Origin of the sequence: Comamonas sp. (assembly GCF_036643215.1) — a bacterium.
GTDB lineage: Bacteria > Pseudomonadota > Gammaproteobacteria > Burkholderiales > Burkholderiaceae_C > Comamonas.
This window is the reverse complement of sequence record NZ_JAVXSJ010000033.1, coordinates 1-26,717: the sequence shown is the minus strand read 5'-3', so window position 1 is coordinate 26,717 and position 26,717 is coordinate 1. Positions and strand designations below refer to the sequence as shown.

Here is a 26,717-nt window from a genome sequence, read left to right as displayed (position 1 = left end):
CGACCTTCGGGTTATGAGCCCGACGAGCTACCAGACTGCTCCACCTCGCGATATTCCGCGTCGGGGGCCAGCCACCTATCCTAGGTGCCAGCATCTTTCCCCGACAGGCGTAGTGTACCACATATGTATAAATTCACAGCATCGATGAATTGACGTGGTAAACCACCTTGGCCTTTGCTACTTGTTTTCAGCCAACGTCTCAGATGCCACAGATGGCGAACTGTCCTCTGGAGCCGTAGCTTTCTTCTGGGCTTTCTCGGCCTTTTTTTTCTTCTTCTCTAGCTCTCGTTGACGTTTTTCAAACTGGTAGTTTGGCTTGGGCATCAGACGATTCCTTTTGTTGAGTTATGTGGCTCAGATGCCCGCAGCCAAAGCCCGTGATAGCTGGGGTGTGGTGCTCGAACGCACAGTGCGCGAGTTACAGGGGGTGAACGGTCAGCGCGCGCGCCTTGCTTGCGCAGCACCATGTCCTCACGCATGGCAGCCACACCCAGCTCCAGCGCTTGCGACAGCACATTGGTGGAGTCATTGGGCAGGCCCAGAATGGAGCGCAGGATACGGACAAAGCCGTCCCATGCCGTCTTGAGCGTGCCACCAGCAAGCGCACTCATCTGGCGCAGCGCCTTCTGGAAATCCGGGTTCGTGAACACTTCGGCCACAAACTCGTCCACGTTCCCCTGCTTGTCCGAGATGCCGTAAAAGCCTGCCGCGCCTGGCTGCTTGCGCACATGCTGCAGCAGTTTTTGCAACTGCAATTTGGGCAGGCCGGGCTTGGCCAAGGCGCGCATGGTGGCCGCGTGCATGGCTTCGTGCATAAAGATGCGCTCGGCCGCGTACTCGGCGCTGCCCGCCATGGCAATGGTGTCGCTCTTGCCACGGTACTGGCCGTGGATGGGGTCACCCTTCTTGGTCTTGCCGATATGGCCGAACTCAATGCTGGGGGTGATACCTGCTTTCAGCAGCAGGCGGGCGGTCTGGCGCAGGAATGGGTCTTTGGAGCCACTGACCACCACTCGCAACACATCACGGGCGCTCTTGCCATCCGCAATGGCCTGCATCACGGCCTTGTCTTGCGTGCTGGCCGGGCGGCGCTGATTGGCCGTACCCAGCTTGTAGAAAATGCCTTGGGCTTGCTCGCTTACCAGTTGGCCCGGCTGCCGTAGAGCTTGCTCCAGTAGTCCGGGTCTTTGGCCGCCCTCTGTGCGTAGAAGGGTGTTGAGGAGAATGCCTCTTTTAAGCGTTCGCTCCCCTGCGCCTGCCGCTCGCACTCGGCCAAACTTAGATGCCCACCCTCGTAGCACCTCACCAGAAAGGGGTGCGCCTTGAGAACTGCGGAAGGTTCCTGTGGCGAAGTCATAGCGGGCACGTTGGAATTCAGGGACATGGGCGGAAATAGATGCCAGCGACACATCAATCATGCGCTGGATGTTGCCGATGGTATCACCGGCACGCCATTTCAGGGCAGGCACTCCCAGAGCTTCGTCGCCGGCCACCTGGCGTGCGTGAGGCTCCATGTGGTCGGTGCTGCCGCGCTTGATAGCAGAGGAAATCATGGCCTCCAGGCGGCGGCGCATGCCAATGTCGGACAGCCCGGCTGGATCGCCAATAAACACCTTGTCATTGGTCGCGGCATAGTCCATCAGCGCCGCATAAATGGCATTGCCGCCATCACCCTCACCCAAGCGGCTCACATCCAGCCAGAACTCGTCGCCCTTCTCAAACACATAGAAGTCGCGCCCATTGCCTGTGCGAAACAGCAGCTTGGTATCCGCCCCGCTCTCGCGGCGCTCATCTTCGGCAGTGACCTCGCCCACCAGCTTGACCGTTGGATCAACCTGGCGCAGTGCAGCCTCGGCAGAACCAGCGTGCACTGATGGGTAGGCAAACAAATCGTCTGCAGCGGCCAGCTCGGCCATGAACCCCGCCGGGAAAGTGTCCAGCGGTGATGGCACGGCCTTGTCGCTGAAGTTGGCAATCTGTGCTTCATCGTCTTCTGCGCGCGCTGCCAGCTGCTGATCGCCCTCCGGCTTGTCAATCACCACCATACGGGCGGCCACGCCTGTATTCACAGGCAGGCTAGGGTCCATGAAGGAGCCATCGGGCAGTTTTTCATTGGTGGCGCCGCGCTCGTCCAGCCATTCGCGGAAGCCCTCGGCGCGCTTGTTGGAATGGAAGAATGCACCCTCACCAATGATGGCCACAATGCGGCCGCCTGGGCGCAGCAGGCTATAGGCGTGCTGTACGTGCTGAATATCGCGCCCGTCCGAAAAAGGCGGGTTCATGATGATGCGGTCATAGCCCGAAGCCGCGCCGTTCAGCGCAATCCCGGTCAGTTCGTCGCGGTCATACAGGCCCAGGCGGTTGCCCTCGGCGTCCTCCAGGCGCACGCGCTGGCTGCCCAGGCCACCCATGCCGCGCATGATGCCCTCGGCGCCATCCGGCGCGCGGAAGGTGTCGCCATAGGTATAGAAGCCACGCGGCTGCATTTCCAAGAAGTCATTGGCCGCTGCCAACTGAAAGCCCTTGGCCTCCAGCAGCTCGCGGCGGCTGCCCGACAGCTCCACCACATCCGGCCATACACCAGACTCGGCCACGATGGCATCGGCAATGTGCCCCATGCCCGCTGATGGCTCCAGCACCGCCATACCTTCGGTAATCTCGGCCGCGTCCAGCATGCTCTGCACCACAGCAGTGCTGGTGGGGAAGAAGTCCAGTCCGTCATTGGCGCGCCCCACCATGGAGCGCTCCAGCTCTTTGACGCGATCAGGCTGCGCGCGATCCTGGCGCAGTGCCTGCAGCTCACGCAACGCGCTGCGGAACTCTGCCGGGGTCTGAATGCCCATGCGCTGCAAGCGCTGGCGGTTCTCCAAAGCACTTTCCAGCTGCCACGGCAGCGCCAGCACCTTGGAGCCCTTTCGCTTGCCCAGCTTGGCCACATCCTCCACAAACTCCATGCCCAGCTGAAGGCGCTTGTCGCCATCACCCTGCCACAGACCACGCTGCATGGCTTCACCGGGAGACAGCACCACACGGTTCTGACCGCGCTTGATGGGCAGCACGATGGCCTTGCCCACCAGACCGCTGCGCTTGATGGCACGCTCGGCCATGTCCTTGCTTGCGAACTCTGCAAACCCGCCTGCGGTCTTGTTGCCAAAGTGGCTCACGCTCAGCAAGTTGTCCTTGGCCCAGCTGGTGTAGGCGTCCGTCACATCGTCAGCCAAGCGCGCCAAGGCCGCGCCCATCTTCTTGCCGCCATCGATCTCCAGCAGCTGGCGCGCAAGGTTGGCCAAATCGCTGCGGAACATTTCAAAACGGGGGAACTTGGCAAAGTCCACCGTCTCGCTATCCATGGGCGCGTGCTTGTTGTCTTCGACCGCTGCCCAAGAGCCATGCTTGGCCATGAGCTGATCGATCTTGGCCGCACGCAATGCCTGCAGCAGTTGCGAAAGCTGGGACTTTGTGCGAATACCGCTCAGGAACTGCGCCTTGTCTGCCTCAATCGCATCGGCCACATTACGCATCGTGCCTGCAAAGGCCTTGTTCGCGTTCGCCACATCCTCTGCCGCATTGGCCATCCGTGCCCGGCGTGCTGTGTTGGTCTTGCGCTCGGCATTCAGCTGCTCATCGGCGCCCTGATCCAAGGCCTCGGCCATGGTGCGCAGGCGCTCCACCGCCGTCTGGCTCTTGTCGTCGGCAAAGGCATCGCGGCGCTCATTGACCACCTGCTCAGCCTGTGCCGTGTCACCGGCCACCAGCTTCTGGAAGGCCTCGGCTGCCTCACGGGTGCGGAACTGAAAGCCCGGTACCGCGCCATTGCCCCGGAAGCTGCTGTAGCTGCCGCCCATGCGCTTGGCGCTGCTGTTGAGGGTGTCATAGGCATCGCGCTCCACACGGTCAGCCAGTTGCACCACAAACAGGTCATGCCCGTGCTTGGTGTGCTTGGTCGCAATGACTTCACCGGCAGTGGTATTGCCAGCGCTGGCCACCGCGACTTGGGCACGGCGCTCAGCCGCAAGAATGCCGCATCACGGGTGTCACCCTGCTCCGTCCAGTGGCTCATGAAGCCGCGGAAGTCCTGCAAGGTCTTGGGGTTGGCCAGTGCTTCGGCCTGAGCTTCGCGCTTGGCCTTGTACTCGTCGCGCGCTGCCTTGATTTCTGCCGCACGGGCAGCCAGATCCTCTGCAGTGGTGTTTCCCACCAGCTCGCGCAGTGCCTGGGCCTTCTCTGCCTTGTTCTTGGCAATGGAGTCTGCCGACAGAAAGTAGCTGCTAGGCCCGTAATTGCGGCCCAGCGCATAGGTGTCCAGCATCTTCTGATAGGCCGCCAGCACAATGGCGTCCTTCTTCTCGTTCACCATGCGATAGGCAAACATCGCGCCGCCCGCGCGCAACAATTGATCCTTGGTGAGCTTTTGCAGCTCTGCCATCACAGCATCCTGGTTGGCCTCCAGCTCGGCAAACGTGCTCTTGAAGTCATCCAGCGCCAGCGTGCCTGCATTGATGCCTCCCTCGATGGCGTTATGGCGGTCAAGGAATGAGGCCTGCGCAGTCTCAGGAACAGTTACAGGGGCAGCTGCTGGTTCGGCCTTCGGAGCCAGCTTCGCAGCCTTGGCTGAGACTGCCGCCCGCATCGCACCCACACCCTTGATCAGCTCGGGGTTCTCGGCGCGCACCTCATCGACCAGAGCGCGAATTCGCGCCTTGGCCTGGGCCAGCGTTTCGCCCTTGTCCTTGAGAGCATCCACCAGGTCCAGCTTGTCATCGCTCACAGGGGAGCCATCAGCCATCTTGAAAGTCAGGCTGCTGGGGTAGCCGTCGCGGTCATAGCTGACCTTGGTGATGATGGCGCTCTTGCCATAGGGCATTTCTTCGCCACTCTTGAAGCTCAGGAACTTCAGCAGCTGAGCCTTCAGGCCTGCGGCCTTTTTGTCGGCCTTCTCCTTGATGCTGGCAGCCAGCTTGTCATGGTCGGCCTTCACCTGCTCAGGGGTGCGCGCGGCCAGCACAGCCTTGCTCACACGGTCTGCGTTATCACCAGACCAGCTATCAAAGCGTTCCATGGCCTTGTCCAGCGCACTGTTGCGCGAATTGGCCTGCTTGCTGTTGAGGTTGCCGCGCCCGGCCACAAAGCCGCTGTAGGTGCTTGCGCGGGCATTCATCAAAGAACGGTACTGCTGCAGGTAGTCAGCGCGCAGGCTGTCTGTAGCTGCAGCCAAGGCATCGCGCTGGGCATCGGTGGTGGCGAGCTTTTCAGCAGCTGCATGTGCCGACTCCATGTACTTGTCGAAGGCCTGCTTGTCCCCATTGGCGCGACTGCGGCCTGTGTGCGAAATCCCGCTGTAGCTCTGCACCGCTTCAGACATGGGAAAGCCATCATTATCGGCTGCTCCTGCACTGAAGCGGCCTGCGCTGGTGCTGGTGCTGGTGCATTCGCGCTGGGCGAAGCCTTCACCGCCTCCAGCGCCTTCTCCACCGGTGCATCCAGCACGATGGCCTTGACCTGCTTGCCTTCCTCGGCTGCCGCGACTGCCTGGTGATGGCCGTCGATGATGTGGCCATCGCTCGAGACAATCACCGCGCGATCACCGCCGGCCGTCTTCGCTGCCTCCACCTTGGACGGCGAATATTCCGCCTGGGTAGGCTTCAGCTCAGCCGCGTCCACCATGGTGGTTTCGTGCGCAATGCCTTGGGCATTCAGGTGCTTGACCATGCCACCATGGTTGGCCGCGGGCACCTGGGGCATGTCGGCGCGCGGGATGCCCAGCGTTCCTGTCTCTGCCGCAAACGGCTTCTCATCGCCCACGGGCTGCGCGGCTGGCTTCGCAGGCGCATCTCCGGAGATGGCTTGCGGCGCTGCTTTTGCTTCACTTTCGATAGCTTCTTGCGATTTACCAGTAAGCGCTACAACCGGTTTCACCAGAGAATCCAGCAGCTTATCCCGCACCTTCTCGCCAATGTCTGCCCATGCCCGCGTGTGCAAGTTCTTGCGCGCAATGGGGTTCAGGCCCGGTGCCGTGGCCGTCACGGCCTGGCGCTCTACCATGGTCATCCGCATCCAGCGCTCGCTGGCATCCAATTGGCGCTGGCGCTGGCGCTGGGCTTCTCGCCCCGCATTACCCTCTTGCGCGATCTTGGCTGCCTTGGCTACGGCTGCTGTCGCCGCGCCTGCAGCTTCTGCGATTTTCGCTTGAGCTTGCGCAATGCCCGCGTTCTGGCTTTGCGCTCCAGGGTTGACAGTCGAGGGGGCGCCATCGGCTACGCCCTGGGCTGCATTTTGGCCAGCTTGCGCTGCTCCTGCTTGCGCCAGTTTCGCGCCACCTTGCTGGGTTTGATCGGCTTGAGAGACACTGCGATTTGCTCCTGTTTCAATAGCTTCTAGCGGTTTCTGCGCAAGCGCTTGCAGTGCTTTCTCAAGTTTCTGTGTGCGCTTGTGATTGGGGCCGTAATGGGCAATGGCCTGCTGCAGCTCCTGCTCGCTCATGGCGGGAATCTGTTTGGCCAGAATCTGATTGATGCCAGTCAGTTGAGCCTGAGCTGGCGCGCCCGTGGTCGATGCGCCCTGCGTCTTGCCTGCAGCGGCCTGCACTTCCATCTTGGTCAGCTGGCTTTGCAGCGCATTGCTGTTGCATAAAGGCAATGCGGCCCTTGAGAGCGTCCATCTGCGCCTGCAGCGATACCTCGCCGGTTTCCGGGTCCACGCCCGCCGGTACCGCTGGCGCGACCTGCTGCTGCAAGGGAGCCTGCCCTGCCACTGGTGCGGCCTGGGGTTGCACCACCGGGGAAGCGCCAGAATCCACGGCCATGGCTGCTGCCTTGGACAGCGCGCCTGCTTTCGGATCCAGGCCCATGGCCTGAGAGGGGGTCAGCTGCTGCTCGAGCAACTCTGGAGCCGTTTGGGTTACAAGTTCAGGGCCAGCGCTCGCCCCACCCTCGCCCTCGGACACCGCGCCAGCAGTGGCGGTGGGGTCAGCCTGGACTGCGGGAGCATCGACCTGCTCCTGAGCTTGCACCACTGCTTGCGGCGTGGAGCCGACATTGCCGTTGTCATCTGCATAAAGTGTGGATTCCTGACCCACGTCATTCGCCGCGCCCGGATGATCGGCTGGCATGCCTGACGACTCGGTAGCAAGGACCAGCCCCGCTGACGCCTCTTGCGCCTGCGCCTGTGCCACATTCCAACCACGCACCCACTGAGCCTTGGCGACCACACTCTTGATCGATTCCGGTGGCGTGCGCGGCTCACCAGAAGCAAAAGCAGCGGCCCCCTCACTCTGGCGCTGGGCCGCGCCCTTGTGCGCCAAAGCCTCCGCCCATAGGAGCAGAGGCCAGTCCTTCCAGCGCAGCCTGCCCAGCAACACCCTGCAGCATCTCCATCGGGGCTTCTTTTGCAGCGCCCGCGACGATTGAACGCAGCACACCTGGAGCTGCTTTTTCTGCAGCCTCAGTTGCCACACGCTGCCCCGCCAATCGCCGCACCGCGCTTTCAGAACCGGTACTTCCAGCCACAGCTCCCAACGCGCCACCCAAGGCAATGCTTGATGCGTTGGGCCCTGTGTACGCCTGAGCTTCATCGGCGCGCTTGCTGGCATCCTCCTCAGTCGCGCCCGCATCCAAGTGCTTTTGCTTCACGCTGTCGTGGATCTGCCCCTTGATGCCACCTACGCCCTGAGCCGCCCCTAGGCCAACTTGGGCCGCGCGCGCGGCAATGGCAACTCCTGCGCCACCACCGGAAAGCAAGCCGGCAGCCAGCGAGGGAGCAGAAGTGCCCAAGGCATTCAATGTGGTGTCGAGTGGCGCATCGGCGAAGCTGCCGGCATAGGCCTTCACCTCTTCCCATGTGCTGCCAGAATCCTCGGCCACCTTGATCTTCGCGGCGCGCTCCTGCTTCTTGGCCTTGGTGTAAGGCGATTCCAAATCAGTCAGCGCACTCGTCGCCTTACCTAGCACACGCGATGCAGCATTGTCAGCGCCAGCCACATCCGTGAGCATCTGGACGCCTTGGGTGATGCCTGAACCCAAAGCAATGGCGGAATCCCCCGCACTCCGGAGCAAACCAGGTGCCTGTAACTCCTTCCCAAAATCAGGATCTTCAAACGGATTGGTTGCCGCCTTGGCCGAATTGCTCGGTGCACCAAATTTCGGATCAGAAAAAGGATTCTTGTTCATCCCATCATGACACCTCAGTTCGTACGCCTACGTCGAACCCTAGCCGGGTGGCAAGTGCAGACACCTTTGATCCTGAAATTGATCTAAATCCGCTTGTAAATACAAGGTAATCGCAATAATCCTCGAATATTTAAAGCTAACGGAGGGATTGAAATTGGAACAAGCTCAAACCAACATTGACGCCAATGAAGATGGATATATGAACCTTGGAGGAAAAGCCTGGACTGCTTATGCAATTACAGGAGTATTTGGGCTATTCGTGGCTCTAATTGCGCTTGGCGTTGGAAGCCTCTTCTCTCCTGTAGTTGGCTATATCTTCTTCATATTTGGTATTGCTTGGACAATCTACCGTTTGCTTGTACTCAAAAGCTACAACCTCTACACAGACACTAATGGCGTCTGGATATACAGCGGCATCCTGCCTTGGACCAAGGGCACTCGGGGAGTCAAGTGGCGTGACATAGACGATGCGACCTACTTCCCAACGCTGTTCAGCTGGATGTTTCGCTCTTACTCAATCAGAATTGGCCATCGCTTTACTAAATCCGGGGAAATCATGTTGAGTCACTGGTCAGGTGGAGACAAAGTTGCCATGCAAATCAATGATCTGCACTCGGAAATGGTCAGCAACCGTCAACTCCATTGATCACGAATCAGCGCGTTGAAAGCCGTACATCAACACTGCGATTTTTGGCTATTTAGGCAACAGGTGCTTGATATTGATGTGCGGAAGCCGCTTCTGCCTCCAGTCGCATGAAGCGGATTAACATCTCCATGAGGGACAAATGCGACTTTTAGCCTTGGCTCTAATCTCAGTTTTTCTGGCGAACTCCGCAGTCGCCCAAGTGTATCGTTGCAAGGACTCTGCGGGAAACACGACACTTTCAGATAGGCCATGCATGGCAAACCAAGCGGGCGGGTTGGTAGAGCGCAAGCGCACCAACGAGGAAATCTATCAGGAACGAATGCAGGCAGCTGAAGCAAACGAGCGCAAATATCAACAAGAGATGCGCGAGATGGAGCAACGCCAACTCGAAACTCAGCAGCGTGCTATCAACCAACAAGCATCCGGCACTCCGCCATCGGCCCAGCAGCAATCCAACTCACCAGCGTGTAAAGAAGCCCGTAAGGAGCTGGAATTTGTATCGAGTGTCCGAACGATCTCTCAAGACGAAAAGCGCATGCGCACCAATGCAGCCATCAGCAATGTGAACGCAGCCTGTGGATCGAATACCCAATTGATGCAGGAGCCTCCGAAAGTCATCGTGAAGCCCGGACGTTCGACACACATCACCAACTGCAACGGCGGCTTCTGTAACGACACCAGCGGGCAGGTGTACAACCGCACTGGGTCGCTGCTGATTGATCAAAATGGTCGCGCCTGTCAGATGATCGGCAACATGGTTCAATGCCCCTGATTTCAAACGACCTAGTCACTCGAAGACTTGCTATTGCGCCAAGGCTTTTTCAGCAGCCCCTGCACCAAATTGCGCATCGAATTGCTCTTTAAGTTTGGGGCTTGCGCGTAAGGCGGCGATATTGTGAGCCGTAGGCGCAGGTTTTGTGCCGCTGCCCATCCGCTTCATTTCCCCCGTCCGCTCATTGACTGCACCCAGCATGCTCTCGGTCTTGTTGCCTTGGGCATCGGTACCGCCCTGCAGCGCGACGGCCTTCCAGCTGTCGGAGTCCTTGCCTGAATAAGCGCGCATCTGAGCAGAAATCGCGGCTTGTTCCTCTGGCGTCTTGGCGTTGAGGTAAGCATCCTGCATCTGCCCCAAGCGCTCAGCGGCGCGAATCTGCGGCTCGCGCAGGCGCTCATCGCTGTTAATACGCTGGGCATCCAGGTTGTTGCGCTGTGCGCCCAAGGCCAACTGCCCCAGACCCAGACCCACTTGCCCCTGTGCCCGGCGATCAGCACCTGCTTCGGCCATGGCTGTACGGCGCAGACCTGCATTGAGCTCATTGGTCTTGTGCTGCATATCCGGCACCTTGCCCTGTGCAGCCAAATCCGCCTGCAGGGCGGCATTGAAGCGGCCAATCTTTCCATCGGGGTCAGGAATGCCTTGCTGATGGCGTGAGCCCCAGGCAGAGGTGCTGCTGCCACTGCGCCACTCAGGACGATTCGTAATGCTGCTGGCGCTGACCTCCAGATTGCGCAGATTGTTTCGCGCGGCCCAGTCATTGCCGCTGTGAGCCACCGTGGGCGCACTATAGGTAGGCACTCCGCCCTGCTGCTCTGCAAGGATTGGGGAATTCATCGCGGCAAGGCCAGCCGCCGCGCGCTGGTTCTGCGCATTGGGCTGGCCAGTGAAGCCTTGTGCGAAACCCATACCTGAACCGCGCCCATGCTTGAAAACACCATCAGGCAATTCAGCGCCTGAGTTGGGGCTACCAGCAAGCGCCGCCACTGCTGACGCCGGTGCGGTTCCGATGTTGTTTGTTATTCCGGGCTTGACCTGAGCACTATTGGGCGAGGAAGCAGCAGGCACTGCGGCTGCCCCCATTGATTCCGGCACCACAACCGGAGAGGCAGCAGGCATCGCGCCCGGCTGTTTATCGGCATACAGGTACTTCCCGGCCAGGCCGAGAGTCATGGCGTCACCCAGATCAGAAGCAGCGCCGAGAGCACGCACGCCCACATCGCGCGCCAAGCCTCCAATGCCTTCGTTGTTGTTTGGACCAAAGCCGAAGCGCTTTTCATAGGCCTCTGTCGGTGTTTCGCCAACAGCCGTAGCGGTACTAGCCAGCGCTGCGGGCGCAGCGATGGCACTCAGCGCTTTCCCGGCTACTGCACCCAAGCGTCCCACTACAGAGCCCGCACGATAGGCTGCACCTTGGGCAATGGGCTGTGCTGCACTGGATGCTGGGGCAGTCCTTGGAGCTTGCTGCGCGGTCTGAGCCGCGCGCTCTGACTGCCAGGCCTTTGCTTCTGGCGAAGCATTGGCCGGGTTGTATTTGGGTCTTGCGTCCGCCACTCCATTGGGTTCAGGTACAACCCGACTTTGCACGTTGAGCGGATCACCTCCACCCATGGTGAAGTTTGGCCTGTATCCGGTGGTCTGTAGGCCTGTTTGCGGGGCAGCAGTGTTGCCCAGTTGGCGCGGTGCCTCCATCGCTGGCGGACCATTAGGCGCCCGATGGTTCACATACTGAGCCAGCTTGCTGGCCGCCTGCTTTTTGTCATCAAGAACGGTGGCCATGGCTACCAACTGCCTTTCATTTTGACGATGCGCGGGTGCTTGTCGCGGCGCTTGCGCTGGACATTGGCATCAGGGCGCGCACCGAAATTGCGCTCAAACAGCGCTTCATGGGTCTGCCCCTTGTTTGGGTCGTAGCCGTCCGGGTCCGGGCGCAGGTAAGCGCAGCGACACACCCAGTCGATGAGCTTGACGTGAAAGCGGTCGGCAATTTCTGGCGTGTCTGTTTCAACGCCAACAATCAATGGTTTCAGCGCGCCTCGATACACCGTAAGGCGCAGGAACCCGTCAATGGCTGGCGCAGGTACCAGCCGAATCACAGGCACGGCCGCGCTGGTGGCTTGCTCGAAGATAAAACGGTTGGGTGTGCCCTGACGGGTTTCCCAAGCGTGGTCATGTGCATCCAAATCCTGAAAGCTGGTTTCAGTCAGGACGCGGCCATTGAAAGCGATGCGCCGCGCCTCCAACACACTGGAGTGCAGTGCATAGGACGCCCGGCCAGCGATGACAGGAATGCGGCAAACCGCATCTGTCGTCGCGTCCTCGATGAGCTTGGCGCGCTCGCATGCCTCTTGCACGGCTTCATTGAGGTAGCCGACAAGTACCTCATCAGCCCACAAATAGGGCTCATGCTGGTCCTGCAGAGCTACCCGAGACGCCTCAAGGAGTTGTTCAAGGTTCATGGTCGCGCCTGCTCGTTACTGCTTGCTGGCTTCTTCGGCGTCCAGCTCGGCCTGCAGTTCAGCCCATGCGTCATCGGCTTCGCCGCGCGCCACATTGAAGCCCGCTACCTTCTTGAGCGAATTCAGGTTGGGCTTGCCATCAGCCGTGAAGTCAGCTTCGTTGTTGCCTTCCAGCATGCTCTTGAGCGCGGCCTTGATCATGACCTTGCGATTTTCAGCAGCTGCGGCAGCAGCAGCGGCATCGTCTTGGGCACTGCCATTGCTGCCAATGACTGCACCGGCTGGCGCGCTCTGTGCCAGCATCGCAGTCAAGGCGGCCACCGCAGCGGGAGAGTCTTGAATGCTTTCGATTGCCATAGGTTCAGCACCCTTGGCGATGGCCTCGCGGCGGAACTCAGCCGGCACATCCACGCCTTCGGGGGGAATGGCGAGGGTGTGCCCGCTGAGCAAGGCAATATGCAGCGCTTGGCTGCCGGGGGAACGGAATTTCATGGGAATGTCTCTGGTTGAGGTTTAAAAGCCCAGCGGGCAAGCCCGCCGGGAAAGGGCCAAAGCCCACCACTGCAAAAACCAATCAGCCCTGGCTGAAAGCCGCGCGGCCTTCCACGTAGTAGCTGACATGCACGCGGACCTTGCCCAAGGTCGCTGCCGCGCCTACCTCGGTCAGCGTGACTTGCAGGCTCTCGCCCACCTTGTTTGTGTAGCCCGTCAGGCTCAGCGCTGTGACTGCGGCAGTCTTCAGGTCCACTGCAGCGGCTGTGTAGCGGTCGTCATCGGCCTTGTCGCCTACCTTCAGGGTGGCGCTTGTCGCGGTGTTGAATGCGGTTTTCACCACCACACCGCCGCTGATCACCACTGCGCCTGCGGGCAGTTCAATGGCCTTGGAAGCCACGCCGTTGACCAGATCGCCAGCAGAAATATCAACGTAGGCCACAATGGCCTCTTGGCGGCCGGAATTGAGTTTGAGAGTCATGATCGCGCTCCTTCATCATCAAGGGAGAGCTGCCCGCGCCGCACCTGGCCACGGGCAGCGGGGGGATTACTGGATGTAGTGGTCTACGGCCACCACACCATGGTCTTCGACGCTATCGTCGTAGATGGAGTGGAACTGGGGCTTGAGCAGGCCGATCATCTTGTCCACGTTGATGCCCTGCTGGCTGTCGTACTGGAACAGCTTTTCCACCCAGTCAGGCGCGCCCAGATCCACCATGCCCATGGCCTGTGCACCGCACAGCAGCGTGCGGGTGGCGTTGACATTGCCACCAGCGCCCCACTTCTTGCCAGCCGCCGCGCCCTTGGTCGTATAGACCAGGTTGTGCTCGTGCAGCACGGCGCCGTCCACGGTCACTGTCGCGCCCGTGAACCAGGGCGAATCAGTACCAGATTTAGCTGCCACGGCCACCACAGCACGCTGGTAGTCGGGGTCCTTCTTCAGGTTGGCCAACGTGCCCGGAGCCACCAGCAGCACAAAATACTGCTTACCACCATCCATCAAGGGGCGCACATAGTGCTCCTTAGCGTAGGCGATCAGGTCCACGATCATGGTGTAGGTGGGCAGGAATGCGCTGGTGATGCTGCCGGTGTTGGACTGCTGCAGAGTGGTGCCATCCCACATCAGCGAGCGCTTGGCGCTGGGAGCCTTCACATCAGCAGCAAACGACAGCTGAGGGAATGGCGATTTGATACGGTCGGAGCCGTTGTTCTTGTAGGCAAAGCCGATACCCGATAGCGTCAGGAATGCCAGCTGATCGGTGCGGTTCGCCAGCCAGTACGACAGTTTTTCACGGCCATGCTCGCGGAAGTTGATCACCGTGCGCTGGTCGGCCAGCTTGCCCTTGTTTTTGACCGAGTGCGCCAGCAGGTCCAGCGAGATGATCTGGCTGTACGACTGCATGGCCTCTTCGTTGCCTTCGCGCTCGTTGTCACCGATCACGCCGTCTTCAACCAAGTCGGCCACCAGCTGGATCAAGGCTTGGTCACCTTTTTCCGTCTTGGTCAGCTCCTTGATGATCTGAATCATCGCGTTCGGGGTCTTGCCCATGAAACGCTTGATGAACATCTGGTCGCGGGCCGCGCTCCAGGTATCACGGGACCAAACCAGTTTTTGCTGGGGGGTCAGTGCTGCGAAATTCGTCTGCATAACATGCTCCAAAGTGTTTGACTTGTTGGGACATGCGCCGCCCTTAATGCGATGACATGACTTAGGCAGTCAAGGAGCCAGACCTTTTTACGTCGCGGTCTTGCAGACGAATACGCTCGTCGGGTTCTTGGCCCGCCACAGTGAGCGAATCTGTGGCGGGTTGCCTGGCCTCAGTCGCCGCGCAAACGGCGCTTTTCAGCCTCTGGCAAGCGATCAAACTGATCGTCATCCATCTGCGCCACATCCGTGGTATCGGTGCCGGTCGCTCGGTTGCCCATGCCTGCAGCGGGTACTGGGGGCTGGGCCACTGAGGCCTGTGCACCACGGGTACGGGCTGCGGCTTCTCGGGAGTCTGCTTGTGGCGCGCCCGACTTCAAATCCTTAGCCGGGGTACTGCCTGCTGGCGCAAAGCGCGGAGCGATCAATGCAGCGGCTTCGCGCAATGCCAGATGAGGAGCCATTCCCTTGGCCGCCAGGGCATTGCGGCGCTCGATGATCATTTCTGCAGCCACCTCACCTTCTTCGGTATCAAGGTAGGGATAGGCCTTCACCACGGTTTGCGCTTCGTCCTCCAGCGCCTTCATGGCTGCCTGATGGCTGCGCTGGGCTTCTGCCTGCTCCAGTTCAGCGCGCGCCTCGGCCTTGGCATTACTACGGGCCTGATCCACCAGAGCAGCATTGACCTCGCGGCGGATCTTCATGGCCTTTTCTGTCTCACCCTCCATCAGCGCATCGAGGTATGCCGTTTCCTTGGCGTCAAAGTCGAAGTCCTGTGCCTGCTCGGCCTGCTTGGTGCCTGAAGCACCTTCCTTTTCCTCCACCGCCTCTGCTGCCGGTGGCTGCTGCTGGCTGCGCAGTCGCGCGTTTTCGGCGCGCTCTTGCTCCAGCAGGCGCTCAGCTTCCTTGCGGCGCTGATTGACTTCATTGAAGCGCGAGTGAGGCACTGAGCCGGAATTTCGGCCCTCGGCGCCATCGTCTGCCGCGTCTGCCACTTCTTCCTGAGTAGCAGCTTCTGCAGGTGCTGGCGCTGCAGCGGGAGCCTGAGCAGGTGGTGCTGGTGCTGCCGTGGTCGATGCGGCCGCACTAGGCTCGTCCGGCGTCAGAAAATCGCCGCGGTCTTCGGGAGAGCCTGGCTTGTAGTCGTCGTCATCCAGATGGTTGCCGCCTGGCAGGTCGTTGCCCTCACCGTCAGCGGCATTCATGTAGCGGGTCAGCAGGGTTCGCAGGATCTTGGACATGGTGGTTCCTTTACTTTGGTCAGTGGTTGTTTATTGGGTTGGCAGCAGGCCGTCAGCGCGCTGTGTTTCGATGCCGGCCATGGCACCGGTGGCCCCTGTCGCAGCGCCCGGCGGTATCGCAGGGTCCATGGGACTGGTGTTCTCTGGGAATGGCACGATGGGCGCGCCCTCGGCCTGCGCATCGACCGCCGGCACGATGGGCGCCGCGTCCTTGTCCTGAAAGCCCACTGAGCGAGCTAACTGATCGGCCAGTGGCGCGGTCTGCGGTGTTTGGGCAATGACTTGCGCGGTCTGCAGCCCGGTGTAGAGGGTCTGCATATCCTTGTTCTGGGCATCGGCGTCGGTCTTGCGTGCTTGGGCATCCAGCAGTCGCGCCTTGGCCTCCAAAGTGGGGTCTGCAGGCTGCTGAGCTGGATCGGGCAGGTTCTCGATGAGTTCGTGCTTGTCGGCCAGGTTGCTGTAGCGCAGCACCACACGGTCAGGGATCTGAATACCCTTCTCGCGCATCTCAATGCACTGCTGGAACTGGCTGTTCTCAAAGGTGACCTGCATGGGCTGCTCACCGATCACGACGTCATAGTCGCCCACGGTAACGTCATACAGGTAGGCGCCAGTCTCCGGGTCAAACTTGTTGATCTCCAGCGTCTTGTCCACTTCCTTGCCCGTCAGCGGGTCTGTCTCCGTGATGCGAAACACCCGGTGGCTGTCGTAGTAGCGCTGAATCAGCTTCAAGATGCGCTTGGCCAGCAAGCCGCGCGTGAAGGCCAGGTTGTCCAATGGCACGGCCAGTTGCTGCTGGCTTGCGTGCTGCTTGCTCTGAATGGCAATGCCCGACACCTCCGAGCCCTGGTTGCCGCGCATGGCATCCGGCACCGTGGTTTCCTTGAGGGCCAGCGTCGCGCGATCGATCAGCCGATCTACACCCGCAGGCACCGTGCTTGGCTGAATACGAGTGGGAGCCGTCGCGCCCTTGGCGTACTCCACCACCAAGCCAGTTCGCGCGCCGTCCTCTTCCAGATCCTCCGTGTCCATATTGGTCAAGGAGTTCTCTTGCACCATCCAGCCGCCGTTGGCACTGGAATTGAGGATGTGCACAAACTGGCTCACGGCCTTGTTCACCACCTCCTGCGGGCCAAGAGCGTTGTCCACCATGCCGCGCGTCTTGCCGCGCCGGAAATAGGCGAAGTACGGCACCAGCGTGAAATGCTCATAGGGGCTGAACTCGTTGTGCAATACGCTGCACCAGGTGCTGACCACCCACTTGACGCGCTTTTTCATGCGCCGCGCCCGCACCGCTCCCTTGCTCAAGGCATCCTGCACGGACTCTTGCGACATGCTCTCTTCCACCAGTACATCGCCGGTCAGTGGAAACACAAGGCAAGGCGTCATCTCGTACACCCAGCGCTGGCGGTCGATCACGCGATAGCGCTTGATGCCGTCCACGCCCATGAAATAGGCATCCTGCAAGCCGCTCCAGCCAAACTTGTTGCGTGGTGTCTCGCCGTCCATATCACCAAAGTCAGTGCTCTGGTTCTCGTCGTTCTCCACCTTGTCGGCCGCCTTCTTGCCGTATATCTGGCCGATTTCCTCTTTGGTCAGCCAGCGCGGCCAGGTCACATCAGCCCAGTCGTCAGGGTTATAGGTCTTCCCGTCCGGGTCAGGAATCACATCGCGCGGGTCGGCAAAGCTCACCACAATGTCGCCCTTGATGTTGCTGTCAAAGGACAGACGCACATCAAAGTAGCCGCGCTGCTCGATCAGGCCATCCCCGAAAACCTGCGTTTCCACCCAATGCAGCTGGTTGCTATCGCTGACCTGCTTGATGACCTTGCTCAGGATGGTGGCCACCTCCGGGTCGCCCTTCTCGCCGCGCGGCCGCAGGGTAATGTCCATGCGGTTGTTGATCTGGTAGCCCAGGGCCGTGTTGATGGCCGGCATGATCTGGTTGAACTCGTAATAGGGGCGGCCTTCTTCATCAAGCACGCGCTTATCTTCCTCGCGCCACTGCTCCCCACCCCCAAGGTACATGCCCTCGCAGCGTGCTGCCTGCTCCGTGTAGCCGCGATGGCCACGGTCAATGCCGTAGCGATAGCGCGCCCAGTTCTCTTGTGCGATCTGATCCATGGTGTTTATGCGGCCTGGGCCGATCCTCTGTTGTTGCGGCCTTTGAGCAGCCTGTCGCGCCAGCTCTTTTCCTTCTTGCCCTTGGCTGGGCGCGGAATGCCTGTTACGAACGTCATGGCTACCGCATCGCCCTTGTCCGGGCTGCGGCCCAGCACCTCGCGCACTTCGTCCTTGCTGCGCATCAAGATGGCAGTGGTGTTGCCGAGGGTCACCACCTTGTAGCGAACGGCTGTAAGGTCGGCCAGCAGCTCGGGGTCTGGTGGCAAAGCAATGGGGTCGGGTGCCGTGGGGTCCAGCGCTTCGCGCAAGAGCCAATACATTTCGGCGCGCCGGTTGCGAAAACGCAGATTCCCGGCCTTGGTCATGGCGGTGGACGCTTCAGCGCCGTTGACCGCGAACACGTTGAGGTTCAGGCCAATGAGAAAGTCCAGCGCGCTGGAGCCAATACCAATGGAGTCCACGCAGATCGGCGCGGCGTCGCGCACCAGCGGCACGGCAAACGCTGCAGCCGTGGGGCCGTCCTTGGTCACCACGCCTGGTGCACTCACCAGTTCGTCGAACCACTGACTGTGGCGCCGCGCGATACAGGACTTGTCGATACCGCCGCGCGACGGGTCAAAGCCCAGTGCGGTCATTTCACCCTTGGTGTCGCGCTTGACCCAGCGCGCCTGCGCTTCCTTGACCCATTCCGTGGGGATGGTCTGCCATGCAGGATCTGCGCTGCCGGCGTTGAAGTCGCCATTGAGCATCTTGCTGCGCAGCGGCTCTGGCAGGGACTGCAGCGTGGACTTGTAGCCCGTGGTCAGCAGAAACAGGTTGTCGTTGACGCTGGAAGGAATGAAGGTGCGGCTCTTGGGCTTGACCTCATCCTTGCCCACCATTACCAACTCAGGGCCGGGCACCTCTTGGTCCTCGCCCTTCTCATTGGTGACAAACCAGCGCAGCTCACCTGGCTTGGCCGGGTTGGGGTGAGTTGGCTCAAGCCATGGAGCCCAAAAGCGCTTGACCCACTCGCCCTCGGGCTCTGTGGGAGGGTTGCCCGCGCAAACAACGCGCTGGCGCACCGTGGGATCGTCCGAGCGCAACCAGCCGATCAGCGCGCGGAACTGTGTTTCAGCAAAGTGAGTGATTTCGTCAAAGGCCTTGAGGTCATGGGCGCGGCCTTGGTACTTCATCCAATCGCCTACGTCCTTGACGGAGCCCAGCTCCATCACGCGCCCACCAGGCAGGCGCCAGACACCATCCTGACTGTTATAGCCCGTGCGGCTGCCAAGGATGCTGCTCATGCGTTCCTCGATGCCTGTCAGCTGCACCGACTGACGCCGAAAAATGATGCTGTGCTTTTGTGTGGTCAGGCACAGGCCCAGCAGCAGATCGGTTTTACCGCCGCCCGCCGCGCCCCCGTAAAAAATAATGTCGGCATCGCTGAGATAGGCAACGCTTTGCGGCCCCGGCTGGGGCACCCACAGGGGGGCATCTCCCGACAGCAGCAGTTCATCCAGCTGGCGCCGCGCTTCGGGGTCAAGTGATTGCACGACCTTGATTAGGTCGGCGGTGCTTAACTCTCCCAATACGCTCACTTGGCAGCCCCCAGCACCTGGGCCAGTGCGCCGGCTGCATTGGGGCTCTTGAGCAGATTGGCAAGACGCACAGCTCGCTCTGCGTCCGTCATGTCCTTGATCACGCCACCAGTCGCAGCAAGGTGCTTGTCATCCATGCCATAGGCGGTGCGCTCCATGCCCACCAGTGCCTGCAAAGAGGCAGTCATATCCTTCATGGCCTTGGAGCGGCCCGGCAGGCTGATGATCTGGTGGTAGAGGTCGTTGAGCCGGTCTTTGCCGTTTTCGTCCTCGCTCCGCAGCAGGTCGCCCAGCACCATCAGGCGCTCAACTTGCTCCTGGCCCACCATCACCTCCAGCTCGTCCAGCAAGCTGTTGACGATGTTGCGGGCACGGCCAATGTCACGGCGATGCGCCATCTTGACGTTGGCCACCGCCTCTGCATTGGCTTCGATGACTTGGCGCTCTGTGGCCTTGGTTTGCGCGCTAACCTCGGCACTAACCAGCGCTGCGCTAACCTTCGCATCCGCCTTCGCCTGGATCTTCGCCTGAAGGTCTCGAGTCCAGCCATCACGCTTTGCGCGCTTGATGATGGCCGCATCGGAAACGCCAAACTCCCCCCCAATGTCTTTGAGAGAGCGGATGCCCGCCCGGTATTGATATTCAACGGCTTCCCAGTCGATCACCTTGCGTGTCATACCAGCTTCGCCCTCCCAGCAATCTTCTGAAGATCGCAATCGGACAGTCGAAACCACTCCCCGCGCACACGTTGCTTTGCAAAAATACGGTGAAGTTCGCGCTCTTCTGCGCGCATGTTGCCGACGAAGTAAACGCAAGCTATGCAGATTGGAAATGGGGACGAGCACTGATGTGCTGTAAATCTCGAGGTAAACGAGGCAGCCATGCCGATCTTGTAGAACAGCTCGGCAGCCGAATCCTGCAGGTAGATTACATAGACGAAGCCAGCCCGGTCCAAGGCATCCACTTCCGCCAATACTACCGGCTGTAACTCAGGTGCATGCGCCCGCGTCCAGCCATCGCGCTTGGCGCGTTTGCGAATGGCTCCTTCGGTAAGCGTGTACTCGCGTGCAATCTCGCGCTGGCTTTTGACTTCTGCGCGGTAATCACTCTTTATACGCCCCCAGTCCACATGCTTTTGGGTGCCGTCGACGCTATCAATCGGTTTCTGTTGAGACATGCCGCGAGTGTTCCGGCATTTCTTGGCTCGGTCGAACCTTAGAGGGGGGACTTCTTTGCATACAATTCATACAATGTAACAACTTAATTACAATTTCAGCTGGAGGGGAAAATACATGGATGACGCAAAAAATTTCTTACTGGGTGTAATGCAAACTTTAAAAGATAGGTTTGGAAATCCACTAATTAGTTCAATCGTAATATCTTGGTGTTTGTGGAACAGTCAACTTCTGATAATTCTTGTATCTACTGGCGATGGTGGATGGAAGTCGAAATTAGATTATATAAACCACACACTTTACCCATCTGGGTTCGATAGGATTTTAGATTTCCTCGTAGCACCGCTGGTTTTTTCGGTGATATGGATATATCTACTCCCAAATCTACTCTCTACAGTAGCAATTCATCACGAAAAGACATTTAACAAGAATAGAAATAATCTACTAAACGAAATGGGGAACAGGCCAATTTCCGATAGTGACAGAAAGATGCTTCTTGAAACAATGCTTAAAGAAAAAAATAGTTTCCTCAAGCAAAAAGAAGATTTATCCGCATCGTATACAGCGGATCAGGTGACAATAGCGCGGCTATCCGAGCAGATCACAAACTCGACAGAAGAGCTCGCAAAAACCAATGAGAAAATAAAGACTTTATCAAAAGAGCACCAAGATTCAGTAGACAGAGAACAAACTTTAAAAACAAAGCTAACGCCACTCACCCAAGTAGTAGATTTCAATAAAATTGACAAAAATCTTGCAATAGATCTAATAGAGCGAATATCACCCGGCAAGAGCCTAAAAATCCTACCAAATACCGACGACATCGTAAATAATAGATATTTAGAGACTCGATATCCAATCACCCCAAAGATTTCAATCAAAACAAATAGCGACGGAAAACTATTAGAAAAGGATGCAATTTATGACCAGGATATGATTGCATCTCTATTATTACTAAGAAGTGACAGTTACAAAACCGGAACATATACAGAGTTCAATGAAACAATATACCAGAGATTAAAAGAAGTTGGAGTCAAGAACCTAAACAACACGATGAATAATCTATATGCAATGAACCTCATTACTAGCGTAGGTGAAAGAGGATTCACCGCTTCTCCCTCTGCTGCACGTGTTGGAGTATTTTTAAATCTCTTAGGTTTTTATCTAGTAGAAGAAAAAGAAATCACTAATTAATTAGTTCAATTTTATATTAAGTCTTTTTGCTTTGAAGATTCGCCGACTGCGGATTTCTGCTTGGACAGTTGGTCTTCCAATTGTTTTATTTTTGCCGCTTGCTCGCGCCGCGTCGCCACTTGCTGCAACATCTGCTCATGACTCATCATCCCAACGTCATGCTGCATCTGCAGCGCGGCGAATTGCTGGGCGTTCCCGCTTGTCCGAAGGCCAATGATTCTCAACTCGCGCGGCCAGACTCGAAGTTGTTGATCCCCCACTTCGATCAGCGTCTGGCCATCATCCAAGTCTGTGAAAGAAACGGCGCGAGGGGCAAGATACCCCTTCACCATTTCAAACACCCCACTCACCACGCGGCGCAAAGTCCCCTCTACCTCAATCATTCGGCTCACATGGTCATCGACCACATGAAAAGGCAGCCGGGTTACTTCCACCAGACGCTGGCGAGAAATAGCCTGCCCCAAGCTATCCATCTCCACGATGGCATCCCAGATGATCTGGCGGCTGGTCTTGTTGTTGCTTTGCGTGTCGGTCATCATCATCCCCGAGTTAGTTTCAATTAATCGAGCGCGGAACACCCTTTGGCCAGAGTCCCGCTTTCCATATCTGTTCACGAGTAAAGCGGCCTGCCTCTAGGCCGTACTCACGGTGGGCCTCACGCCCTCCGCTCTCCAGTAGTCGGTAGTTGTCATAGGCCACATGGCAGCCCTCAATGCCAGGGCGGCTGCAGCACAGCGGGAAGCCTGTGCGGTCATCCGTCTTGAGGCCCAGCCCTTTACCCATATTGAGATGGGCATGCTGGCTATAGCCGCTGATGCCGCACCACAGGCAAGGTAGTTGGGCCACAAGCCGCCGGTAGGGCTCGCTCTGAACCGCGCATTCCTTGAGGATGGCAATGCCCGTGGCACCAGGCCCGGACGACATGACTACATTCGTGCTCACCATGCCTGCCGTTGCGCGCGCACTCTCCAGCTGGCGCTCGGCCCGCTCTACTAAGCGCTGCTCACGGCTTTCTGACTGCCCGGGCTCGTAGTGATGGCACTCGTCCTGCTCGTCAGGGCGCCCAGCGCCAGCCCATGAGCCACGAGACTTGAAGCCCTTGCCTGGGTTCATGGGGCTTCGACGCATCAATGTTCGCTCGTCGGCCTGGGGCACCTTCTTGCCGAAAAAGGCTAAGTCCACCATCAGAAGACCTCCTTTTCCCAGCCGCCGCCGTCCTTCTTCGCCTTCTTTTTGATAGCAATGAACTCAATCGGGAAAAGCGCTGCTGCCACTTTTATCTTGACTCTCGCGTCATCCGTCCAGTAACCCTTGACCTCATGCGCCTGCAGCTGACCATCAGCCAGCATCACCATGAAGTCAGGCGTATAGCGGGTGTCGTCGGCCAGCTTGAAGGTCATGGCTTCAAACTTGAACCATGCGACTTCCCCGGCGTGCTGGCGCTGGGCCAGGTGGTCGTGATACGCCTGCTCCGTGCCGTTCATCTCGCCAGCCTTCATGCGGCCCTTGGCGTACATCGCGGCTTTGGGGTCCTTGGCAGCTACAGGGGCTTGAGTTCGTCCGGGTGCGGCCTGAACCCCAGGCGCTGCAGCTCGGCCTTTACCGCTGCCCGCATTCCCGACCACAGGCCGTGCCCATGTGTCACGGATTCCTCTTCCAACTCCATAGCCCTGTGCCTTGAGTATTGCCACCATCCCGGCGTCATTGCCAGTTGCACCAGATGATCCCTGGCTTCCAGAAAGTGCGGTGGTAGATCGTTTTTCACTCATGCACCCCTCCTTGCTGGAAGGCCTGCACGCGCTCTGCCGTCTTGCGCTTGGCGCGGCTCGTCGCCATGCGGTCAGCACGGGCCAGCACTTGACCCCGAGTGCGGCGGTCCGTGCGGCCTGCAATCTCATCGCGCAGCTGGGCCAGCTTTTGCAGGGCGGTGCGTTGTGATGCGCTCTCCACCGATTCAGGCGCGGGCAGCGCAAGTGCAGAGCGCGGCGCAGGCAATTGCAGCTGCTGGCGCACATCGCTGGGCAAGGCATCCAGACCACCCGGCAAGCGGCCTGCGGTAATGGCCTCCTGTATCGCCCGAGTGCGGCCTTCTGGGTCGTGGCCCAGACTTACCTGTACCTTGGGCAGCTGGCGCAGCGCGCGGGCTTCACCGGTGACACGGGCATAAGCCTCAATGAAGGCCTGGCGTGCGCCGAACTTGTCGCCGGCACCCAGCAGCGGTGCAGCAATCGCCCACGACTCGGCAATTTCGTTCGTCCACACGATGGTGGCCCGGTCGTCAGCACTCGACAGCGCCAGCGCATAAGCCTCGGCTGGTAGCAAGCGGCCCATGGCATGGTCCACGTACTGCAGCACGGTACCGGTCAGGATCTGGCCCTTGTGCTCGGCACGAATGCGAGCCAGCGCCATGCGCAGCAGCGGCTTTTCGATGTGGGACAGGTCAGAGGCCAGCAGCGCCAGCGCAGCAGGACGGATCTGCTGGCCAGACAGCTCCATGGTCGCGCCCAACTCTTCGATCAGCCAGTCGGTGTCGGTGTCGTGCTCGTTAAGCATTGCCGCCCTCCTTGCGCTGGCGCGACAGGCGTTTGGCTTCTTCGATGGCGTCAAAGTTCGCGCTGCTCTTGTCCGCCGCCTGCGCAGCCGTCGCCGTCACGGCCTGACCACGCGCCCACTGGGTTCGGTAGCCCTCGGCCTGGTTGACCAGCACGCCCACGCCGTGGGAGTTCTTCACCACAAAGGACTCGTTCACGCTCAGTACGTACCACGCGGCAACCAGTGGAGCCTCCTCATAGCCCAGGCGCTTGACCAGCGTTTTCACGTTGGCGTTCACCACCTGATTGCGAACAGGCTTGACGCCGTAGCGCTGCTCAAAGGCCTGGTTGTATGCAGCCCAGGTGTGCTTGCACGCAGCCTGCAGTGCGGTTTCCTCATCAGCTTTTTCCTGCTTTCCCCCACCTCGGGCCGACTGCGCAGCAGGCGGAGAGGGTTCATTGGCGGTTAAGTGATGGTTCAACTGATGATTTGGGGGCGGCATTTGCCCCTCTAGACCTGCGGCATTTGCCGGAGGTGGGGCGGCATTTGCCGGGGGTACTGCGGCATTTGCCGGTGGGGCGGCATCTGCACCCGGGGCGGCAGCCGCAGGGGGGGCGGCATTTGCCGCCACATTGGTTTTGCGCTTTGTGGTGCGTTTGCTCTCCACCGGAGCCTTGCTCGGATCAAAGCGCTTGGGGCAGACGGTGTAGTAAGTGCTGGTGTTGTGGCGGTACTCGCGGAACACAGCACCAGCAGCCTGAAGCCAAGCCAGTGCATCACGCACCGCGCGTTCGGACAGGCAAGTACGAGCCGCAATCGTCCCGACCGCTGGCCAGCACACGCCGTCGTCATTAGCTTGGTCAGCCAGAGAGATAAGCACCGCTTTCTGCGATGCGCTCATGCCCTGCAGGGGCCAGCAGGCCGCCATGATGATCGTGCTCATACGGCACCGCCTTCCAGCGCCAGCGTAGCCTTGTGCTTACCCCACAGCCCTGCAATCCATTCCACACCCTTGGGGGTAAAGCGCGCCTGGGCAAATGCATGCTCAGTCTGCTCGCTCACCCCGGTCTTCATGGAAAAGCGGCCCGCTTCAGTGTGGATCTGGTACGGCGTCAGCACCCCACCCAGACGGTACAGAATCTTGTTGTCCTCCAAGAAGGCGCGAAACTCAGGCTCCTTGGCATTGAGCAGCTTTGCCACTTGGCGAAAGCCCATGGCGCCATTGGCAGCCACGTAACGGTCCACGTATTCCACCTTGGGCGCAGCCAGCGCCAGCTGCTCGGCCTGCTGTTCCAGCACTTCGGCCTGCTCGGCTGCAAGGCGCAGTGCCTGAGCCATGGTCTGGGGCAGCTTGGGGACTTGCTGGGCCTCCAGCTCCTGCCAGCGCTTGACCACCTTCATACGCGCCACAACGTCATAGCCCAGCAGCAACGTCAGGCTGGTGTCCTTGTCCAGCAGGTACTCGTCGTAGGTCTGGCCGTTCTGGGGGTGTATCCAAGGTTGGATAGACCCACCAAACATCGCGCCCAGTTGGCCGTGCATCGCGCGCAGGTCACGCATCACGTGGAAATGATCCTTGCAGGTCAGCTCTGCAATGTCGCGGCTGCTCATCGTCAGCGGTATGGCCGCTGGCGTCATATTGGAAACTGTATTCATTGTTTGCGGTCCCCCAGCAATTCAGGGGCCCCAAACGGGCCTATGAGCTGAGTCATCGCGTCGATACGCTTGGCTTCATGGTTGATCTTCTCCAACACCATTTGCCGATACGTCTTGCCATGCACCAAGGCATAGATGCAGTCGCGCAGCACGCCAGCCGTATCCAGGCCACGCGCATTGCAGTGCTGCAGCCACAGCTCGTAGGTGACTTCATCAATCTTGGTCTTGGCGTCGCAGGTCAGTTTTCCAAGCGGGCCTGCAATGCCGCGGGCGAACGCAGGCACCTCGTTTTGGTTTTGGATTGGGTCAGCCATGCGTGACCTCCTTGAAATGGGTGCCCACCACCTCCCGGGGCAGAATGGAAGCTCCTACACAACCATTCCCGGGAGGGGTAGACATGAAAAATCTTTCGCCAGAACAAAAAGTAATGGCCGAGCTGAACGGACATGTGCAAGCCATGCGTGTTTGCATCAGCGCACTCATTTCCTCCATGCCCCCAGAACAGCAGCCAGTCTTCGCAGCCAATTTGCGAGTGCTTGGCGAACATCACAGCGCGGTGTTGTTGGCTCAGGCTGTTCCCGAGGAGCTGATTCAGTCGTTTGCTGCAGCACTTCAGCCCATACAGCAGCAGTACGAGCAGCTGAACTCCTAAGACCCTCTTTGGCTGCTTCCAGGCGAGCGGTAGAACGGTCGTGGGCTTCCAAATCAGTCATTGCCCACCTCCTTGGTAGAGGTGGAGGGCTGCGCCAGCTCTTGGGTGGTTTGGGTATGCGAAATGCGTTCACGGGATGCCTTGGCAGTCGCAGCATGGAGATCGCAGCCAGCAAGCGCCTTCTTGTGCGCAACGCGCAAAAACATCATGCGAGCAGGAGGGATTCCATCCTCCTTCCAGGCGCTGACACTCGGCATCGCAATCTCAAAGATTCGAGCCACAGCCGCAGTGCCTCCTAACGCATCAATAACTTGGATTGCAGATGTATTCATGCACAAATGTTAGATCAAGCTAACAAATAACGCAAGCCCAAGCTAACAA

27 protein-coding genes are annotated in these 26,717 nt (G+C 59.3%); 4 read left to right on the top strand and 23 right to left on the bottom strand.

The window, feature by feature from the left end:
* Positions 1–177: 177 nt before the first annotated feature.
* The 5 genes from RSF91_RS17080 to RSF91_RS17055 all read right to left on the bottom strand — a co-directional run bounded on the left by RSF91_RS17080 (position 178) and on the right by RSF91_RS17055 (position 7,988).
* Positions 178–324, bottom strand: a complete 147-nt coding sequence (locus tag RSF91_RS17080; RefSeq protein WP_332569549.1) for a hypothetical protein — start codon at positions 322–324, stop codon at positions 178–180.
* Positions 324–1,916, bottom strand: a complete 1,593-nt coding sequence (locus RSF91_RS17075; RefSeq protein WP_332569550.1) for a hypothetical protein — start codon at positions 1,914–1,916, stop codon at positions 324–326. Before RSF91_RS17075 ends, RSF91_RS17080 begins: the two co-directional genes overlap by 1 nt.
* 1,697 nt (positions 1,917–3,613) lie before the next feature.
* A complete protein-coding gene (locus RSF91_RS17065; protein ID WP_332569548.1) occupies positions 3,614–5,362 on the bottom strand; it encodes a hypothetical protein in 1,749 nt (582 codons plus the stop codon).
* A gap of 1,047 nt (positions 5,363–6,409) precedes the next feature.
* Positions 6,410–7,300, bottom strand: a complete 891-nt coding sequence (locus tag RSF91_RS17060) for a hypothetical protein (RefSeq protein WP_332569547.1) — start codon at positions 7,298–7,300, stop codon at positions 6,410–6,412.
* Complete coding sequence (locus RSF91_RS17055) at positions 7,266–7,988, bottom strand: hypothetical protein (protein ID WP_332569546.1); 723 nt, start codon at positions 7,986–7,988, stop codon at positions 7,266–7,268. Before RSF91_RS17055 ends, RSF91_RS17060 begins: the two co-directional genes overlap by 35 nt.
* A 331-nt stretch (positions 7,989–8,319) precedes the next feature.
* Here RSF91_RS17055 and RSF91_RS17050 point away from each other — a divergent pair, with 331 nt between their 5' ends.
* Both RSF91_RS17050 and RSF91_RS17045 read left to right on the top strand, forming a co-directional pair.
* Positions 8,320–8,811: a hypothetical protein gene (locus RSF91_RS17050; protein WP_332569545.1), complete on the top strand. Its 492-nt coding sequence runs from the start codon at positions 8,320–8,322 to the stop codon at positions 8,809–8,811.
* Between the two features lie 139 nt (positions 8,812–8,950).
* Positions 8,951–9,583, top strand: coding sequence for a DUF4124 domain-containing protein (locus RSF91_RS17045; RefSeq protein WP_332569544.1), 633 nt, complete (start codon positions 8,951–8,953; stop codon positions 9,581–9,583).
* A gap of 30 nt (positions 9,584–9,613) precedes the next feature.
* Here RSF91_RS17045 and RSF91_RS17040 read toward each other — a convergent pair whose 3' ends face one another.
* From RSF91_RS17040 to RSF91_RS16995, 10 genes are all read right to left on the bottom strand, one after another.
* Entirely contained in the window at positions 9,614–11,365 is a 1,752-nt protein-coding gene (locus tag RSF91_RS17040) for a hypothetical protein (protein WP_332569543.1), read from the bottom strand.
* Between the two features lie 2 nt (positions 11,366–11,367).
* Entirely contained in the window at positions 11,368–12,045 is a 678-nt protein-coding gene (locus tag RSF91_RS17035) for a phage adaptor protein (RefSeq protein WP_332569542.1), read from the bottom strand.
* A gap of 15 nt (positions 12,046–12,060) precedes the next feature.
* Positions 12,061–12,537 carry a hypothetical protein gene (locus RSF91_RS17030; protein ID WP_332569541.1) on the bottom strand — a complete coding sequence of 159 codons (477 nt, stop codon included), beginning with the start codon at positions 12,535–12,537 and terminating at the stop codon, positions 12,061–12,063.
* A gap of 82 nt (positions 12,538–12,619) precedes the next feature.
* Complete coding sequence (locus tag RSF91_RS17025; RefSeq protein ID WP_332569540.1) at positions 12,620–13,018, bottom strand: hypothetical protein; 399 nt, start codon at positions 13,016–13,018, stop codon at positions 12,620–12,622.
* Between the two features lie 66 nt (positions 13,019–13,084).
* On the bottom strand, positions 13,085–14,185 hold the full coding sequence (locus RSF91_RS17020) for a N4-gp56 family major capsid protein (protein ID WP_332569539.1): 1,101 nt from the start codon (positions 14,183–14,185) through the stop codon (positions 13,085–13,087).
* A 170-nt stretch (positions 14,186–14,355) separates the two neighbouring features.
* A complete protein-coding gene (locus RSF91_RS17015; protein WP_332569538.1) occupies positions 14,356–15,423 on the bottom strand; it encodes a hypothetical protein in 1,068 nt (355 codons plus the stop codon).
* Between the two features lie 30 nt (positions 15,424–15,453).
* A complete protein-coding gene (locus RSF91_RS17010) occupies positions 15,454–17,547 on the bottom strand; it encodes a portal protein (protein WP_332569537.1) in 2,094 nt (697 codons plus the stop codon).
* 5 nt (positions 17,548–17,552) lie between these two features.
* Complete coding sequence (locus RSF91_RS17005) at positions 17,553–19,082, bottom strand: terminase (protein ID WP_332569536.1); 1,530 nt, start codon at positions 19,080–19,082, stop codon at positions 17,553–17,555.
* A 41-nt stretch (positions 19,083–19,123) separates the two neighbouring features.
* Positions 19,124–19,804 (bottom strand): hypothetical protein, encoded by a 681-nt coding sequence (locus RSF91_RS17000; protein ID WP_332569535.1) that lies wholly within the window; start codon positions 19,802–19,804, stop codon positions 19,124–19,126.
* Positions 19,801–20,304 carry a GIY-YIG nuclease family protein gene (locus RSF91_RS16995; RefSeq protein ID WP_332569534.1) on the bottom strand — a complete coding sequence of 168 codons (504 nt, stop codon included), beginning with the start codon at positions 20,302–20,304 and terminating at the stop codon, positions 19,801–19,803. The genes RSF91_RS17000 and RSF91_RS16995 overlap by 4 nt, the downstream gene beginning before the upstream one ends.
* A gap of 115 nt (positions 20,305–20,419) precedes the next feature.
* On the opposite strand from RSF91_RS16995, the gene RSF91_RS16990 reads away from it, so the two are divergent.
* Complete coding sequence (locus RSF91_RS16990; RefSeq protein ID WP_332569533.1) at positions 20,420–21,496, top strand: hypothetical protein; 1,077 nt, start codon at positions 20,420–20,422, stop codon at positions 21,494–21,496.
* Positions 21,497–21,507: 11 nt separating this feature from the next.
* Here RSF91_RS16990 and RSF91_RS16985 read toward each other — a convergent pair whose 3' ends face one another.
* The 7 genes from RSF91_RS16985 to RSF91_RS16955 are packed head-to-tail and all read right to left on the bottom strand — an operon-like array spanning position 21,508 to position 25,998.
* Positions 21,508–22,032 (bottom strand): hypothetical protein, encoded by a 525-nt coding sequence (locus tag RSF91_RS16985; protein WP_332569532.1) that lies wholly within the window; start codon positions 22,030–22,032, stop codon positions 21,508–21,510.
* A gap of 19 nt (positions 22,033–22,051) precedes the next feature.
* Positions 22,052–22,681 carry a hypothetical protein gene (locus RSF91_RS16980; RefSeq protein WP_332569531.1) on the bottom strand — a complete coding sequence of 210 codons (630 nt, stop codon included), beginning with the start codon at positions 22,679–22,681 and terminating at the stop codon, positions 22,052–22,054.
* Positions 22,681–23,265, bottom strand: coding sequence for a hypothetical protein (locus RSF91_RS16975; RefSeq protein WP_332569530.1), 585 nt, complete (start codon positions 23,263–23,265; stop codon positions 22,681–22,683). The genes RSF91_RS16980 and RSF91_RS16975 overlap by 1 nt, the downstream gene beginning before the upstream one ends.
* On the bottom strand, positions 23,258–24,049 hold the full coding sequence (locus RSF91_RS16970; protein ID WP_332569529.1) for a hypothetical protein: 792 nt from the start codon (positions 24,047–24,049) through the stop codon (positions 23,258–23,260). Before RSF91_RS16970 ends, RSF91_RS16975 begins: the two co-directional genes overlap by 8 nt.
* A complete protein-coding gene (locus RSF91_RS16965) occupies positions 24,042–24,971 on the bottom strand; it encodes a helix-turn-helix domain-containing protein (RefSeq protein WP_332569528.1) in 930 nt (309 codons plus the stop codon). Before RSF91_RS16965 ends, RSF91_RS16970 begins: the two co-directional genes overlap by 8 nt.
* Complete coding sequence (locus RSF91_RS16960) at positions 24,968–25,684, bottom strand: phage antirepressor KilAC domain-containing protein (RefSeq protein WP_332569527.1); 717 nt, start codon at positions 25,682–25,684, stop codon at positions 24,968–24,970. The genes RSF91_RS16965 and RSF91_RS16960 overlap by 4 nt, the downstream gene beginning before the upstream one ends.
* Positions 25,681–25,998 (bottom strand): hypothetical protein, encoded by a 318-nt coding sequence (locus RSF91_RS16955; protein ID WP_332569526.1) that lies wholly within the window; start codon positions 25,996–25,998, stop codon positions 25,681–25,683. The genes RSF91_RS16960 and RSF91_RS16955 overlap by 4 nt, the downstream gene beginning before the upstream one ends.
* 44 nt (positions 25,999–26,042) lie before the next feature.
* Between RSF91_RS16955 and RSF91_RS16950 the strand changes: the two genes are divergently transcribed.
* Positions 26,043–26,336, top strand: a complete 294-nt coding sequence (locus RSF91_RS16950) for a hypothetical protein (protein ID WP_332569525.1) — start codon at positions 26,043–26,045, stop codon at positions 26,334–26,336.
* A gap of 53 nt (positions 26,337–26,389) precedes the next feature.
* On the opposite strand, the gene RSF91_RS16945 is transcribed toward RSF91_RS16950, so the two are convergent.
* Positions 26,390–26,668, bottom strand: a complete 279-nt coding sequence (locus RSF91_RS16945; protein ID WP_332569524.1) for a hypothetical protein — start codon at positions 26,666–26,668, stop codon at positions 26,390–26,392.
* Between the last annotated feature and the right edge of the window lie 49 nt (positions 26,669–26,717).